The sequence below is a fragment of the Phenylobacterium sp. genome (genome assembly GCF_024508875.1).
Lineage (GTDB): Bacteria > Pseudomonadota > Alphaproteobacteria > Caulobacterales > Caulobacteraceae > Phenylobacterium.
This window is the reverse complement of the sequence record NZ_JANINU010000017.1, coordinates 1-13,514: the sequence shown is the minus strand read 5'-3', so window position 1 is coordinate 13,514 and position 13,514 is coordinate 1. Positions and strand designations below refer to the sequence as shown.

Below are 13,514 nucleotides of genomic sequence, written 5' to 3'. Positions count from 1 at the left end.
GACCAGGCCTTGGCCTTGGCGACCAGGGCGTCGAGGTCGAACTTGCCCTCGGGGTGGTGAGCGATGACGCCATGCGGCATGCCATGTTCGCGGATCGACCGGGTCAGCGCGCGCGTGTCGACGCCCGCCAGGCCGATGACGCCGCGGCGGCTCATCCAGGTCTCGAGGTCGCTGTCGGCCCGCCAGTTGGCCGGCTTGGTCGGCAGGTCGCGGAAGATCGCGCCGCGGGCGGCCGTGTCGGCCGAGCCCGACATCTGCTCGATGTCTTCGATGTTCGTGCCGACGTTTCCCACATGCGGGAAGGTGAAGGCCACGATCTGAGCCATGTAGGAGGGATCGGTCAGGATCTCCTGGTAGCCGGTCATGGCGGTGTTGAAGCACACCTCGCCTACCGCCTCGCCGACCGCGCCCACGCCGATCCCCTGCAGAACGGTTCCATCGGCCAGCACCAGGACTCCGGTGACGCCAGGCAGCAGGTCACGGCTCATGGTGAGGGGCTCCTTGTGGGCAAACGGCGGCGTAGGTAGTGAGTCCCGGACACGGGGTCAATGCGACGCGAGGGACCTATGGCCTATATCGATCCGGACCGCGAGGCCTGGGAGGTCTTCAAGGGACTGCCGCGCGATCAGCCGATCCAGATGCTGAACCTGATCCGGCTGAAGCCTAAGGCGGAATACCCGGAGGGGCACCCAGATCACGGCAGGGATCTTACGGGCCTCGACGCCTATCGCGCCTATGGCCGGACCACCGCCCATATCTTCAAGCGGGTGGGCGGCAAGCAGATCTGGGCGGGCCGGCCGCAGGTGATGGTGACCGGCCCCGGCGCCGAAGCCTGGGACATCGCCTTCATCGCCGAATATCCGAGCTCGGCCGCCTTCATCGAGATGGTCCGCGACCCCGAGTACCGCCAGCTGGTCCAGCATCGCACCGCCGGCGTCGACGACTCCCGCCTGCTGCGCCTCGATCCGATCCGCGAACCTGGCGAAGGGTTCAGCGAATAGCTGGCTGAAAACGAGGGAACATCGGCATTTCCGCCACGCCCAGCGTCGGACATCCTGATCCCATGCTCGCCCTCCGCCCCAACTGCGAATGCTGCGACCGCGACCTTCCGGCCGATAGCCCGCTCGCCCGCATCTGCACTTTCGAGTGCACCTTCTGCGCTGACTGCGTGGAGACCCGCCTTGGCGGCGCCTGTCCGAATTGCGGCGGCGAACTCGTGCGCCGGCCCATCCGGCCGGAGGGAGCCCTGGCCCGTTTCCCCGCCTCGACCGAGCGGGTGCTGAAGCCTCACAAGGCCTGCGCCGCCTGACCTTCCAGCGCGCTCTCCAGCGCGCCGAACAGGGCCTCCACGCGGATCGGCTTGGCGATGTGACCGTCGGCCCCCGCTGCGGCGCTGGCCGCGCGGTCGTCCGGCGAAGTGTTAGCCGAAAGCACGATCGTGGGCGTGCGCTTGCGGCCTTCCGCCAGTTCCTCGGAGCGGATCGCCCGAATCGCGGAAAGCCCGTCGGTGACTGGCATGCGCAGGTCCATCAGCACCGCGTCGAAGCCGCCTCCGCGCCAGGCCTCGACTGCCTCGTAGCCATTCTCCACAGTTACAACCTGAACCCCCGCCGCCTCCAGCATCAGCTCTATGACCTTGCGGTTGGTTGGATTGTCGTCCGCGGCGAGCACCTTCAAAGGCCGGTCCGGCGCATGGCCCGCAGCGTCCTCTGGCGCCAGGTCGGCGTCGCCGTAGTCCAGCAGGCCGTTGACCAAGCGGTCTAGCTGGCGCGCGGCGGCCCTGATGTCCGACACCAGGCCCCGCTGCTCGGGGTTGAGATCGGTCGCGTCCAGCGCCTGGGCCAAGCCCACCACGCCGTTCAGCGGCGTGCGCAGTTCGTGGCTCATGTCGGCCAGGAACTCGCCCTTGGCCTTCTGGGCGGCCTCCGCATGGGCCAGCGCCTGCTCCAGCGCCTCGGCCTGGCGCTTCATCTCGGTGATGTCGACGCGCAGGCCGATGACCCCGCCGTCCGAGGTTCGCCGCTCCTCGATCATCAGCCAGCGGCCGTCGGCCACCTGCTGCTCGTGGCGATCGCCGGTGGCGGTGGACAGCTTGGCGGCGCGCTCGGCGAGCCAGGCCTCCTCACGCCCAATGGCGTCTGGATAGTCGCCGCGCTTCACCCCCTCGCGCAGGGTGTCGATCAGGCGCGCGCCCGGCCGGAACAGGTCCGCCGAGCGGTGATAGATCTCGGCGTAGCGACGGTTCCAAAGGATGTAGCGCCCTTCGGCGTCCAGGAAGACGACGCCCTCAGGGATGGCGTCGATCGCGTCGCGCAGGCGCGCCTCGGCGCGCTCGGCCTGGGCGCGCGCCTCCGCCAGCGCCGCTGCCCCCGTCAGCCGCGCGAACCACGCCTTGAGACCGTCCCCCCACATGCGGGTCTCCGAATCGAACTGTCACGAGCATGCGACCGACCTATGTCCGCCGCCTTTCAATCGCCGGCCGCACATGGGATTGGCGTCCGGCGCCCAGGGCGCTAGCAGGCGGCGCCCGCCGATTGCGCAGGCGGGCCAACGGACCTTAAGGGAAGCGGCATGCGCATCACCACGGTCGGCCTCGATGCCGACGACACCCTCTGGCACAACGAGACGATCTTTCGTCTCACCCAGGACCGGCTGCGGGCGATGCTGTCCGAATTCGCCGATCACGAGACCACCAACGCCAGGCTGGCCGAGGTCGAGAAGCGAAACCTGAGGCTCTACGGCTATGGCGTGAAGGGCTTCACGCTCTCCATGATCGAGACGGCGATGGAGCTGACCCAGGGCCAGCCGCCGGGACGCCTGATCGCCGACATCCTCGCGGCCGGCCGCGAGATGCTCTCGGAGCCTGTCGAGCCCCTGCCCGGCGTCGACCAGGCGCTGGCCAAGCTGTCGGAAGCCGGCTACCGCCTCGTCCTGATCACCAAGGGCGACCTCCTGCACCAGGAGCAGAAGCTGGCGGCCTCCGGCCTGGGCGACCTGTTCGCCGCCGTCGAGATCGTCAGCGAGAAGGACGCCTCCACCTACACCCGCGTGTTCGAGCGCTACGGCACGGGCGCCGCCGAGGCCGTGATGTGCGGCAACTCCATGCGCTCCGATATCCTGCCCGCGCTCGAGGCCGGGAGCTGGGGCGTCTACATCCCCTACCACATCACCTGGGCGCACGAAGTCGCCGAGGCCCCCGCGGACCATCCGCGCCTGGTTGAACTGGACTCGATCTCGAAACTGCCCGGCTGGCTGGCCTCCAAGGCCTGATCTACCAGCCGATGTGCTCGAGCATCTCCGGCAGGAACTGCAGGAAGACGTCCAGATCGTCCTGCAGCGCCTCGTAGGTGCCGCCCGGCGCGACGTTGGCGTCGTAGGCGAAGATCGGATCGCCGGTCTGGTCGAGATAGACGCGGACGTAGCGCTTCTTCAGGTTCCACTCATTGGCCTTGGCGGCGCTCAGGGGTTCCTTGAGGTCGAAGCTCGCCACGAACTGGATCGCCCGGCACTTGCCGTGGTCGCAATCGTAGAGATCGACGTCGAAGTTGATCCCGTCCTTCTTGGTCGTGACGTAGGGCGAGCCGTCGTCGGTCTTCTCGATCTTGGCGTCGAACCCGGCGCTCTTCACGAAGGCCAGCAGTTCCTCGACCGTCAGCCCAGCCTCCGGGATCGGACGCGCCTCCGCCCCGCCAGCCCCGAGGAGCAGCGCCGCCGCCGTCGCCACCGCCAGGATCGTACGCTTCATGACTCGCCCCCTCGATCGGCGCACAGGATGGCACGCGGTGCGCGGCCAGCGCCACGCACCCACGCGCGAAACCGTCGTTCAGACGAACGTCAGGCTACAGCCGCGACAGCTTGCCGACGCCGATGACCGGACCGCTCGGGCCGTTCGGATTCTTCGAGCCGCCCGGCGGCTCGATCGAGACGGCCAGCGCCGCGCCTTCCGACATCTTGGCCATCAGCTCGGTCGGCAGGGCGATGATCTTCGCCTTGCCCGACTCCACCAGGCCCAGGGACTTCGGATTGTCCTGGCCCGCGATCAGCCACAGCTCGTGCACCTTGTCGCGGTCGGAGCCTTCCGGCAGCAGCGAGGTGACGATCAGCGCCTTGCGGTCGGGATCGTAGGCCGCGGTGAACAGCGGCTGGACGCGGCTGCCCTCCTGGCTGACGACGCTGGCGCTCAGCAGTTGGCCTTGCGGGGCAACCGGCACCTGCTTCTCGACCACGACCGGCGGCTGGTTCACCTGGACCATCACGCCGGCGAGACTGGCCGCGGCCAGGGCGAAGCCGCCCACGGCCGTGTTCCGCCAGAAACGGACCTTGTTCATGAGCGAGGCGCTGTTGTCGTTGGCCGGCGCAGCCCCACCGCCCATGTTGGCCGGCAGCAGCCGCTCGATGCGCGGCCACAGGCCTTCAGGGGCAGGGACCGGCTCGATGTTGTCCAGCATGGGGGTCAGGCGCGAACGCCAGGCTTCCACGTCGGCGGCGAAGGCCGGCTCGCGGGCCATGCGGGCCTCGGCCTCGGCCCGCTCGCGAGCGTTCAGGACACCCAGCGCGTGCTCGGCGGCGAAGGCTTCGGCTTCGGAAAGATCAGGGGCTTCGCTCATGACTGGAGGCACCCCTTCAGCTTCGCCAGTCCCCGACGGATCCAACTCTTCACGGTGCCCAGCGGAGCATCCATGCGCTTGGCTAAGGCTTCGTAAGTCACGCCTTCAAAAAACGCGGTCCGGATCACCGACTGGGTGCGGTCGTCCAGTTCCGACATGCAGCCGGCCAGGCGGCTGCGGTCGTCGGCCGCCGACAAAAGCGCCTCGGCGCTCTCGGCGCCGTCCGGGATTTCCAGCTCGTCCACCGGCTCGGCGTAGGCCATGGGCCCACGCGCCCGCAGGCGGTCGATCGCCCGGTTCCGCGCGATGGTGGACACCCAGGTCATCACGCTTGCGCGCGCACCGTCGAAACGATCGGCGCGTCGCCAGATGGTGACGTACACGTCCTGCAAAACGTCCTCACTCTCCTCGCGGTCGGAGAGGATACGAAGGCAGACGCCAAAAAGCTTCGCGGAGGTGGCCTGGTACAATTGTCGCAGGGCCTCACGCTCGCCGTTGGCGATACGCGTCATCAGCGGTGAGAGGCTGTCGTTTGTCGTGGCTGCGGCGGCCAAGGCAGACCCTTCGGTTGCGTCGCCCGGTCGGCGAACTCATTGCGGCGAAGCTGCCCGTCTCGCGCACAAGACGCAAGCGCTCCCGTATCAGGGGTTCCGGGGAATGGTCACCGCTGCGCCCGGCGGGGCCTGGTCGATGGTGAGGAGGCGCACGGGTTCGCTCCCGAGCACCGCCGTCTCGTGCCACTGCTCGACGGCGTCGACGAGCCAGTCGCCAGCCTTCAGCTCGCGCACCTCGCCGGTGTCGAGGTTCGTCACCTTGAGCCGGCCGGCCAGCACATTCACCAGTCGCGGATACGGATGCCGGTGCGCGGGAACGCCGCCGCCGACGGGAATCACGCCCTGGGTGATCGTGTAGCGGACCACCCCCGCAGCGGGCCGGATCGGCTGTCCTGACAGGGTGGCGTCCACCACCACCGGCTTGCCGGGCTCGGGCGAAACCTGAGCCGCGGCCGGCGCGGCGATAAGCAGGACAGGAATAAGGAAAGGCAGAGCAGCTCGCATCGAGCCACCCTGCCCCGTTGGGAGAGTAGAAGCTAGGCCGCGGCGGCCTTGAGGGTCGCCTTTCGGGTGGCCGCGCGCTTGGCCTTGGCCCGTTCCATGCGCTCGCTTTGACGCGTCTCGGCCTCGGCCTCCAGCGCCGGCAGCAGCTCGGCCGCGGCAGCCTTCTGCTTGTCGTCGCCGCTTTCGCTCAACCGACGGGCGTTCGTCAGCAGGTTCACGACCTCGTCGTCGCTGAGGGTCGGGATTCTGTCGATCAGGCTCATCGGGCGCTCCGCGTCTGTCGCGCGCCAAACCTCGGCGCTCGAGACGATAGAGCTCCAGCGGCCCGTTAGTTGCGTGATTCGTAAGAGAAATTTCCGGGAACCAAATGGCGGTTACCGAACTGCGTCGCTCTGCCCTCGGAGTCTGCTTGCGCCAGGGGGCCTCCCCCTCTATTTGGGCGCCTTAACCTGCAGTTCTGACCGGTGTCGGCGCGCTCCCAGCGGCGCGGCCGCCTCTTCGCGCGAGACCAATGCCCAAACGCACAGACATCTCCTCGATCCTGATCATCGGCGCCGGCCCGATCGTCATCGGCCAGGCCTGCGAGTTCGACTATTCCGGCGTGCAGGCCTGCAAGGCGCTGCGCGCCGAGGGCTACCGGATCGTGCTGGTCAATTCGAACCCCGCGACGATCATGACCGACCCGAACGTCGCCGACGCGACGTACATCGAGCCGATCACGCCCGAGATGGTCGAGAAGATCATCGAGAAGGAGCGTCCGGACGCCCTGCTGCCCACCATGGGCGGCCAGACGGCGCTGAACACCGCCCTTGCCCTTGAAGAGCGTGGCGTCCTGAAGAAGTTCGGCGTCGAGATGATCGGCGCGAAGGCCGATGTGATCGACAAGGCCGAGGACCGCCAGAAATTCCGCGACGCCATGGACAAGCTGGGCCTCGAGAGCCCCAAGTCCAAGGCCGCCCACACGATGGACGAGGCCATGGAGGGCCTGGAGTTCGTGGGCCTGCCCGCGATCATCCGCCCGTCGTTCACGCTGGCCGGCACGGGCGGCGGCATCGCCTACAACGTCGAGGAGTTCCGCGAGATCGTGGAACGGGGCCTGGACCTGTCGCCCACTACCGAGGTGCTCATCGAGGAGAGCGTGCTTGGCTGGAAGGAGTACGAAATGGAGGTCGTCCGCGACAAGGCGGACAACTGCATCATCGTCTGCTCCATCGAGAACATTGACCCGATGGGCGTCCACACCGGCGACTCCATCACCGTCGCCCCCGCGCTCACGCTGACCGACAAGGAATATCAGCAGATGCGGAAGGCCTCGATCGACGTCCTGCGCGAGATCGGCGTCGAAACCGGCGGCTCCAACGTCCAGTGGGCGGTGAACCCGGCGGACGGCCGCATGGTGGTCATCGAGATGAACCCGCGCGTGTCGCGTTCGTCGGCGCTGGCCTCCAAGGCCACCGGCTTCCCGATCGCCAAGGTCGCCGCCCGCCTGGCCGTCGGCTACACCCTGGACGAGCTGATGAACGACATCACGGGCGCGACGCCCGCCTCGTTCGAGCCCTCGATCGACTACGTCGTCACCAAGATCCCGCGGTTCGCCTTCGAGAAGTTCCCCGGCTCCGAGCCCTACCTGACCACCCAGATGAAGTCGGTGGGCGAGGTCATGGCCATCGGCCGCACCTTCGCCGAGAGCCTGCAGAAGGCCCTGCGGGGGCTGGAGACCGGCCTGACCGGCCTGGACGAGATCGCCATCGAGGGCGGCGAAGACCCCGAGATGGGCCACGCCGCGATCCTGCGCGCCCTGGCCACGCCGACGCCCGACCGGCTGCGCGTCATCGCCCAGGCCTTCCGCGCCGGCCTGACCTGCGACGAGATCCACGGCGCCTGCAGCTACGAGCCCTGGTTCCTGCGCCAGCTCGAAGCCCTGGTGAAGACCGAGGAACAGCTTCGCGCGAGCGGCCTGCCGACCGCGGCCGCCGATTTCCGCAAGCTGAAGTCTCAAGGCTTCTCAGACGCCCGCCTGGCCAAGCTGACCCACACCACCGAGAAGGAGGTGCGCGAGCAGCGCCGGGCCCTGGGCGTGCGGCCGGTGTTCAAGCGCATCGACACCTGCGCCGGCGAGTTCCGCGCCTCGACGCCCTACATGTACTCGACCTACGAGACGGGCGCCCTGGGCCAGATCCCGGACTGCGAAAGCGAGCCGTCGGACCGCAAGAAGGCGATCATCCTGGGCGGCGGTCCGAACCGGATCGGCCAGGGGATCGAGTTCGACTACTGCTGCGTCCACGCGGCCTACGCGCTGGACGAGATCGGCGTGGAGTCGATCATGGTCAACTGCAACCCCGAGACCGTCTCGACGGACTACGACACCTCGGACCGCCTCTACTTCGAGCCTCTGACCGCAGAGGACGTGCTGGAGTTGATCGAGACCGAGCGCGCCCGCGGCGAGCTGATCGGCGTGATCGTGCAGTTCGGCGGCCAGACCCCGCTGAAGCTGGCCAAGCCGCTGGAGGACGCGGGCATCCCGATCCTCGGCACCAGCCCCGACGCCATCGACCTGGCCGAAGACCGCGAGCGGTTCCAGCAACTGCTGCACAAACTGAAGATCGCCCAGCCGGTGAACGCCCTGGCCCGCAGCCGCGACGAGGCTTTCGACGCCGCGCACAAGGTCGGCTACCCGGTCGTGATCCGCCCCTCCTACGTGCTGGGCGGCCGCGGCATGGAGATCGTCCGCGACGACGAACAGCTCGAACGCTACATCAACACCGCCGTCCAGGTGTCGGGCGACAGCCCCGTGCTGATCGACCAGTACCTCAGCCGCGCCACCGAGGTGGACGTGGACGCCATCTGCGATGCGAACGGCGAGGTCTTCGTGGCCGGCGTCATGGAGCACATCGAGGAAGCCGGCGTGCACTCGGGCGACAGCGCCTGTTCGCTGCCGCCGTTCTCGCTGCGCGACGAGACGATCGCCGAGCTGAAGCGCCAGACGGTCGCCATGGCCAAGGCGCTGAACGTGCGCGGCCTGATGAACGTGCAGTTCGCCATCGAGGAGCCGCAGTCGGCGGAGCCCCGAATCTACGTGCTCGAAGTCAACCCGCGCGCCAGCCGCACGGTGCCGTTCGTGGCCAAGACCATCGGCGAGCCGGTCGCCGCCATCGCCGCCAAGATCATGGCCGGCAAGCCGCTCGGCGACTTCGACCTGGCCGACAAGCCCTACGACCACGTCGCGGTGAAGGAGGCGGTCTTCCCGTTCGCCAAGTTCCCGAAGGTCGACACGGTGCTGGGCCCCGAGATGCGCTCGACCGGCGAGGTGATGGGCCTGGACTGGATCCGCCCCGGCGAGGGCCCCGGCCCCGCCTTCGCCCGCGCCTTTGCGAAGAGCCAGCTCGGAGGCGGCACCATCCTGCCCTCCAAGGGGTGCGCCTTCATCTCGGTCAAGGACAGCGACAAGCACTGGATCCTGGAGGCGGCCCAGATCATCTCGGCCCAGGGCTTCCGCATCCTTGCGACCGCCGGCACGGCCGCCTTCCTCACCGACAACGGCGTCACGGTCGAGCTGGTGAAGAAGGTGCTGGAGGGCCGCCCGCACATCGTCGACCACATGAAGAACGGCGAAGTGCAGCTCGTCTTCAACACCACCGAGGGCAAGCAGTCGCTGATGGACTCGTTCGAGATCCGCCGGACGGCCCTGATGATGAAGATCCCCTACTTCACCACCACGCCGGCGGCCCTTGCGGCGGCCCGCGCCATCGCGGCGCTCGCCGAGGCCCCGCTCGAGGTTCGGCCGCTGCAGAGCTACGCCTGATCAAGGCTCGGCATCCCCGGGCTCGTCCCGGGGATCCAGACGCGCAGGCGGCGCGATGTAGGGCGCGGCCACGCCGTCGACCACGGATCCAACGTCGGCGCTTCCGGGTAGCCGCGACGAGCCCGGCAATGACGAGCAGACGTGCGAGGGGACTACTCCTCCTCTTCGGCGGCCTCTTCATCCTCCGTCCCGGCCTCCAGGACCTTCATCGCGTCGTGGAAGCGCTTCAGCGCGGCGATCGAGGCCTGAACCCGCTGGGTCGCGGCCTGGACGTCGCCCTGGGCCCCGTTGATCACGGCCAGGTTCGTGCTGGCGATGGCGTCGGCCAGCGCCTTTAGGCAGCCCTTCAGCGCCGCGAAGTCCGCGGCGACGTCGGGCCCCTCCTCGCCGTCGTCGATGTAGTCGTCGAGATTGACCATGCGGGCCTCCAGAAATTGCGCCCGGTGTGACGCCAGACCTGAGCCGGATCAAGGCGGCTGTCGCTCCCGGCCGGAATAGGGTGAAATCGCTTGGTCAGGTCACGCGCGCAAAGGGAGTTCCCATGGCCCCACGCCACATGGAACGTCATGCGATCCAGCGGATCGGGTGGCTACGCGCCGCCGTGCTGGGCGCCAACGACGGAATCGTCTCGACCGCCAGCCTCGTCGTCGGCGTGGCCGCCGCATCGCAGGGGCGCGGGGCGGTGTTGCTGGCGGGCGTGGCGGGCCTCGTCGCCGGCGCGTTCTCGATGGCCGCCGGCGAATACGTCTCGGTCAGTTCCCAGGCCGACACCGAAAACGCCGACCTGGCCCGCGAGCGTAACGAACTGAAGACCCAGCCGGCCTTCGAGCGCGAGGAGCTGGCGAACATATACGTCGATCGCGGCCTCGACCACGCCCTGGCCCTGCAGGTCGCCGACCAGCTCATGGCCAAGGATGCGCTGGGCGCCCACGCGCGGGACGAGCTGGGCATCTCCGAGATCACCGCGGCGCGGCCCATCCAGGCGGCGCTGACCTCGGCCCTCACGTTCTCGGTGGGCGCGGCCCTGCCGCTGGCCGCCGCGGCCGTAGCGCCGGCGGGCGGCATCGTGCCTGTTGTCGCGGCAGCCTCGATCCTGCTTCTCGCGGTTCTGGGCGCCGTGGGCGGCCGCGCTGGCGGCGCCAGTCTTTGGAAGCCGGTCGTGCGCGTGACGTTCTGGGGCGCGCTCGCGCTGGCGGCCACCGCCGGAGTCGGCCGCCTTTTCGGCGTCGCCGCGTGAGCGCGCCGGAGCCCGCCCGCACGGCCACGCTCAGCGCCCAAGCTTGCTGATTGACCGTCTCGAATTCCGGGCGCAGACTCTTGAAATCGCCTGACTGAGACAGGCGGCAAGGGCGCGCCCCGGCGGCCCGCACACACGTCTCCGCAAGGGGGCGGGCGAACTTCCGGGGGGACGCCTGAGGCGCCTGCCGCAGCCTGGCGTGGAGCTCAAGAACTCCACCAACAGGATTGCGAGGAAGTCTCATGCATACCGAGCCGCATACCGGCGAAGTCCGTCACCACAAGCCCAAGCATCTGGCTGAGAAGTTCGAAGGCGTCATAGGGGTTGTCATGGTCGCCGCCATCGTCCTGCTCGCCATCGGGCTGATCTACGGGATCGTGACCACGGGCAGCAGCACACCCAAGTGGATGCAGTAGGGACCTAGAGGTCCTTCGCCAGCACCAGGTCGTCGTAGGTGTTGGCGCCCACTCGAAACTTCCGCACGCCCGCCTCGGTGAAGCCCTGGCGGGCGTAGAAGGCGATTGCGCTCGCGTTCTCGCCGAAGACGCCCAGCAGCACGCGCCGGGCGCCCAGCGCTCTTGCGCCCTCCAGCGCGGTCTGCATCAGCCGCGCGCCCACCCCGCCCCCGTGGAAACGTGACAGCAGGTAGATCCGCTTGATCTCCAGGTCCGGCGGCCCGGTCCGCACGGGCAGGTCCGGCGGGCTCAGCATCACATACCCTACCATCGGCCCGCCGCCCGCCACTTCCGCCCCCCACAGACGGTAGGCTTCCGGACGCTGCAGCCACCCGGCGTAGCGGTCCGCGCCGTGCTCGCGCTCGCAATGGGCGACGATGTCCGCCCCCGGCAGCACGTGGGCGTAGGTCTCCAGGAACGTCGCCTGCCCTACCAGCGCCAGGGCCGCCGCGTCGCCGGGCCCGCAGGGGCGGATCTCGATCTGCATGAGCGCCCCATTTCCCGCCCGCCGCCGCGCGTCAAGCCCGGCCATGAGGTTCCATGATGGGGGCTATCCGCCGGCCGGCCCCTGCGCTACGCCTGAGTGATCAACGATAAGGGAGGGACGAACATGGCGGGTCGTGTCAGCGGCAGGGTGGCGCTCGTCACCGGCGGGGCCAGTGGGATCGGGCGCGGCTGCGCCGAGAAGCTGGCGGCCGAGGGCGCCTTCGTGGTGGTCACCGACATTCAGGACGCCCTGGGCGAAGAGGTGGTCGACGGCATCCGCAAGGCCGGCGGCAAGGCCGAGTACCGCCATCAGGACGTCACCGACGAGGACGTCTGGACCGAGGTCGTCGATGGCATCCGCGACCGCCACGGCCGCCTCGACATCCTGGTGAACAACGCCGGCATCGGCATCGGCGGCTCGGTGATCGAGATGACCCTGGCCAACTGGCGCCGCCAGACGGCGATCAACCTGGACGGCGTGTTCCTCGGCACCAAGCACTCGATCCCGCTGATGCGCGCCTCCGGCGACGGCGGCAGCATCGTGAACATCTCGTCCGTGGCGGGCCTGAAGGGCTCGGCGGGCCTCGCCGGCTACTGCGCCACCAAGGGGGGCGTGCGCCTCTTCACCAAGGCGGTGGCCATGGAGTGCGCCAACGCCAAGGACGGCATCCGCGTGAACTCGGTCCACCCCGGGCTGATCGAGACGCCGATCTGGGTGACGGTGGGCGAGGCCGTGAACCCCGGCGCCAACGCCCCGCCAGACCTCGACGCCATGTCGGCCATGGCCGTGCCCCTGGGCGTCAAGGGCTGGCCCGAGGACATCGCCAACGGCGTGCTCTGGCTGTGTTCGAACGAGAGCCGGTACGTCACCGGTCAGGAACTGGTGATCGACGGCGGCCTCACAGTGCGCTGACCGGCGGTCGACGGCCGGCCCGAGGTCCGCTAGAGCCGCGGCATGACCGCGACCGTCCACGTGATCTTCGGCCCTTCCGGCGCCGGCAAGACGACCTACGCCCACGCCTTCGCCCGCCGGGAGAAGGCGGTGGCCTTCGTGCTCGACGAGTGGATGGCCCAGCTCTTCGCGCCCGACATGCCCGATCCGATCGAGTACGACTGGATGATCCAGCGCGTGCAGCGCTGCGAGGCCCAGATCTGGTCGGTGGCGGCCGGCGTGCTGGCGACCGGCGTGCCCGTGATTCTCGACATCGGCCTGCTGCGGCGCGCCGATCGGGCCCGGGTGCGCGAGATCGCCGAGGCCGCGGAACTGCCCCTTCAGTTCCATTTCGTCACCGCCGACGTCGATGTCCGCCGCGCGCGGGTCGCCGAGCGGAACGTGGTTCAGGGCGAGAACTTCGCCATCGAGGTCTCGCCCGCCATGTTCGACTTCGCCGAAGGCGTGTTCGAGCACCCCAGCCCCGAGGAGCTGAAGGGCGCCATCGTCAGCGAGAGCGCCTGAACGGCGTCAGTGCTGGAAGGTTGGGTAGAGGTGCGCCGGCCAGGTCGCGTCGGCGGCCCGGTGGAACGCTTCGCGCTGGGTCAGGCGCGCGTTGTACTCGACCAGGACAGGATGGTCGGGAAGCACCTTCTGATAGAACAGCCGCGAGATCGTGCCGCCCAGCACGATGTCCGCGGCGCTGAACCGTTCGCCCAGCAGCCACTGGCGGTCCTCCAGCGTGCTGGTCAGCGCCCCGACCATGTCGTCGAAGGCCCCGAAGCCGACTTCGAAGCCAGGCAGGTCGATCTGGTTGCGGTGAAGTGAGGCCACGGGGTCCACCACCGCCGTCGAATAGACCATCCACTTCAAGTATGCGCCTCGGTCCTTGTCCTCGATGCGCGGCGCCAGCGTCCCGTAGCTGTAGCGGTCGGCCA

At 68.8% G+C, this 13,514-nt stretch carries 18 protein-coding genes; 8 read left to right on the top strand and 10 right to left on the bottom strand.

All coding sequences use genetic code 11. The annotated features are described in order from the left end of the window. On the bottom strand, positions 1–488 hold a 488-nt coding region (locus Q0L11_RS02340; protein ID WP_296595240.1), incomplete at its 3' end, for a carbamoyl-phosphate synthase domain-containing protein. A 78-nt stretch (positions 489–566) separates the two neighbouring features. On the opposite strand from Q0L11_RS02340, the gene Q0L11_RS02335 reads away from it, so the two are divergent. Then, entirely contained in the window at positions 567–1,001 is a 435-nt protein-coding gene (locus Q0L11_RS02335; protein ID WP_296595239.1) for a DUF1330 domain-containing protein, read from the top strand. A 62-nt stretch (positions 1,002–1,063) separates the two neighbouring features. Then, the gene (locus tag Q0L11_RS02330) at positions 1,064–1,309 is read left to right on the top strand and encodes a DUF1272 domain-containing protein (RefSeq protein ID WP_296595238.1); all 246 of its coding nucleotides are present in this window, start codon (positions 1,064–1,066) and stop codon (positions 1,307–1,309) included. Here the strand turns inward: Q0L11_RS02330 and Q0L11_RS02325 are convergent. Then, on the bottom strand, positions 1,288–2,412 hold the full coding sequence (locus Q0L11_RS02325) for a response regulator (RefSeq protein ID WP_296595237.1): 1,125 nt from the start codon (positions 2,410–2,412) through the stop codon (positions 1,288–1,290). The genes Q0L11_RS02330 and Q0L11_RS02325 overlap by 22 nt on opposite strands. Before the next feature lie 159 nt (positions 2,413–2,571). On the opposite strand from Q0L11_RS02325, the gene Q0L11_RS02320 reads away from it, so the two are divergent. Continuing rightward, a complete protein-coding gene (locus tag Q0L11_RS02320; RefSeq protein ID WP_296595236.1) occupies positions 2,572–3,270 on the top strand; it encodes an HAD family hydrolase in 699 nt (232 codons plus the stop codon). 1 nt (position 3,271) lies between these two features. Here Q0L11_RS02320 and Q0L11_RS02315 read toward each other — a convergent pair whose 3' ends face one another. The 5 genes from Q0L11_RS02315 to Q0L11_RS02295 all read right to left on the bottom strand — a co-directional run bounded on the left by Q0L11_RS02315 (position 3,272) and on the right by Q0L11_RS02295 (position 5,928). Then, entirely contained in the window at positions 3,272–3,745 is a 474-nt protein-coding gene (locus Q0L11_RS02315) for a YbjN domain-containing protein (RefSeq protein ID WP_296595235.1), read from the bottom strand. A 94-nt stretch (positions 3,746–3,839) separates the two neighbouring features. Then, positions 3,840–4,607: an anti-sigma factor gene (locus Q0L11_RS02310; RefSeq protein WP_296595234.1), complete on the bottom strand. Its 768-nt coding sequence runs from the start codon at positions 4,605–4,607 to the stop codon at positions 3,840–3,842. Further along, a complete protein-coding gene (locus Q0L11_RS02305) occupies positions 4,604–5,161 on the bottom strand; it encodes a sigma-70 family RNA polymerase sigma factor (protein WP_296595233.1) in 558 nt (185 codons plus the stop codon). The genes Q0L11_RS02310 and Q0L11_RS02305 overlap by 4 nt, the downstream gene beginning before the upstream one ends. A gap of 87 nt (positions 5,162–5,248) precedes the next feature. Further along, complete coding sequence (locus tag Q0L11_RS02300; RefSeq protein ID WP_296595232.1) at positions 5,249–5,665, bottom strand: cupin domain-containing protein; 417 nt, start codon at positions 5,663–5,665, stop codon at positions 5,249–5,251. 32 nt (positions 5,666–5,697) lie between these two features. Then, positions 5,698–5,928 (bottom strand): hypothetical protein, encoded by a 231-nt coding sequence (locus Q0L11_RS02295; RefSeq protein ID WP_296595231.1) that lies wholly within the window; start codon positions 5,926–5,928, stop codon positions 5,698–5,700. A gap of 248 nt (positions 5,929–6,176) precedes the next feature. On the opposite strand from Q0L11_RS02295, the gene carB reads away from it, so the two are divergent. After that, on the top strand, positions 6,177–9,467 hold the full coding sequence (gene carB, locus Q0L11_RS02290) for a carbamoyl-phosphate synthase large subunit (protein ID WP_296595230.1): 3,291 nt from the start codon (positions 6,177–6,179) through the stop codon (positions 9,465–9,467). Between the two features lie 152 nt (positions 9,468–9,619). Here the strand turns inward: carB and Q0L11_RS02285 are convergent, their stop codons facing one another. Beyond that, on the bottom strand, positions 9,620–9,886 hold the full coding sequence (locus Q0L11_RS02285) for a hypothetical protein (RefSeq protein WP_296595229.1): 267 nt from the start codon (positions 9,884–9,886) through the stop codon (positions 9,620–9,622). 122 nt (positions 9,887–10,008) lie between these two features. Here Q0L11_RS02285 and Q0L11_RS02280 point away from each other — a divergent pair, with 122 nt between their 5' ends. Both Q0L11_RS02280 and Q0L11_RS02275 read left to right on the top strand, forming a co-directional pair. Beyond that, entirely contained in the window at positions 10,009–10,704 is a 696-nt protein-coding gene (locus Q0L11_RS02280) for a VIT family protein (protein WP_296595228.1), read from the top strand. 242 nt (positions 10,705–10,946) lie between these two features. Then, positions 10,947–11,120: a hypothetical protein gene (locus Q0L11_RS02275; protein WP_296595227.1), complete on the top strand. Its 174-nt coding sequence runs from the start codon at positions 10,947–10,949 to the stop codon at positions 11,118–11,120. Positions 11,121–11,124: 4 nt separating this feature from the next. Here Q0L11_RS02275 and Q0L11_RS02270 read toward each other — a convergent pair whose 3' ends face one another. After that, entirely contained in the window at positions 11,125–11,646 is a 522-nt protein-coding gene (locus Q0L11_RS02270) for a GNAT family N-acetyltransferase (RefSeq protein ID WP_296595226.1), read from the bottom strand. Between the two features lie 123 nt (positions 11,647–11,769). Here Q0L11_RS02270 and Q0L11_RS02265 point away from each other — a divergent pair, with 123 nt between their 5' ends. Together Q0L11_RS02265 and Q0L11_RS02260 are read left to right on the top strand one after the other, a co-directional pair. Beyond that, the gene (locus tag Q0L11_RS02265; protein WP_296595225.1) at positions 11,770–12,558 is read left to right on the top strand and encodes an SDR family NAD(P)-dependent oxidoreductase; all 789 of its coding nucleotides are present in this window, start codon (positions 11,770–11,772) and stop codon (positions 12,556–12,558) included. Positions 12,559–12,600: 42 nt separating this feature from the next. Then, entirely contained in the window at positions 12,601–13,101 is a 501-nt protein-coding gene (locus Q0L11_RS02260) for an ATP-binding protein (RefSeq protein ID WP_296595224.1), read from the top strand. A gap of 6 nt (positions 13,102–13,107) precedes the next feature. On the opposite strand, the gene Q0L11_RS02255 is transcribed toward Q0L11_RS02260, so the two are convergent. After that, positions 13,108–13,514, bottom strand: a 407-nt coding sequence (locus Q0L11_RS02255; protein WP_296595223.1) for a glutathione S-transferase C-terminal domain-containing protein, incomplete at its 5' end; no start/stop codon positions are given.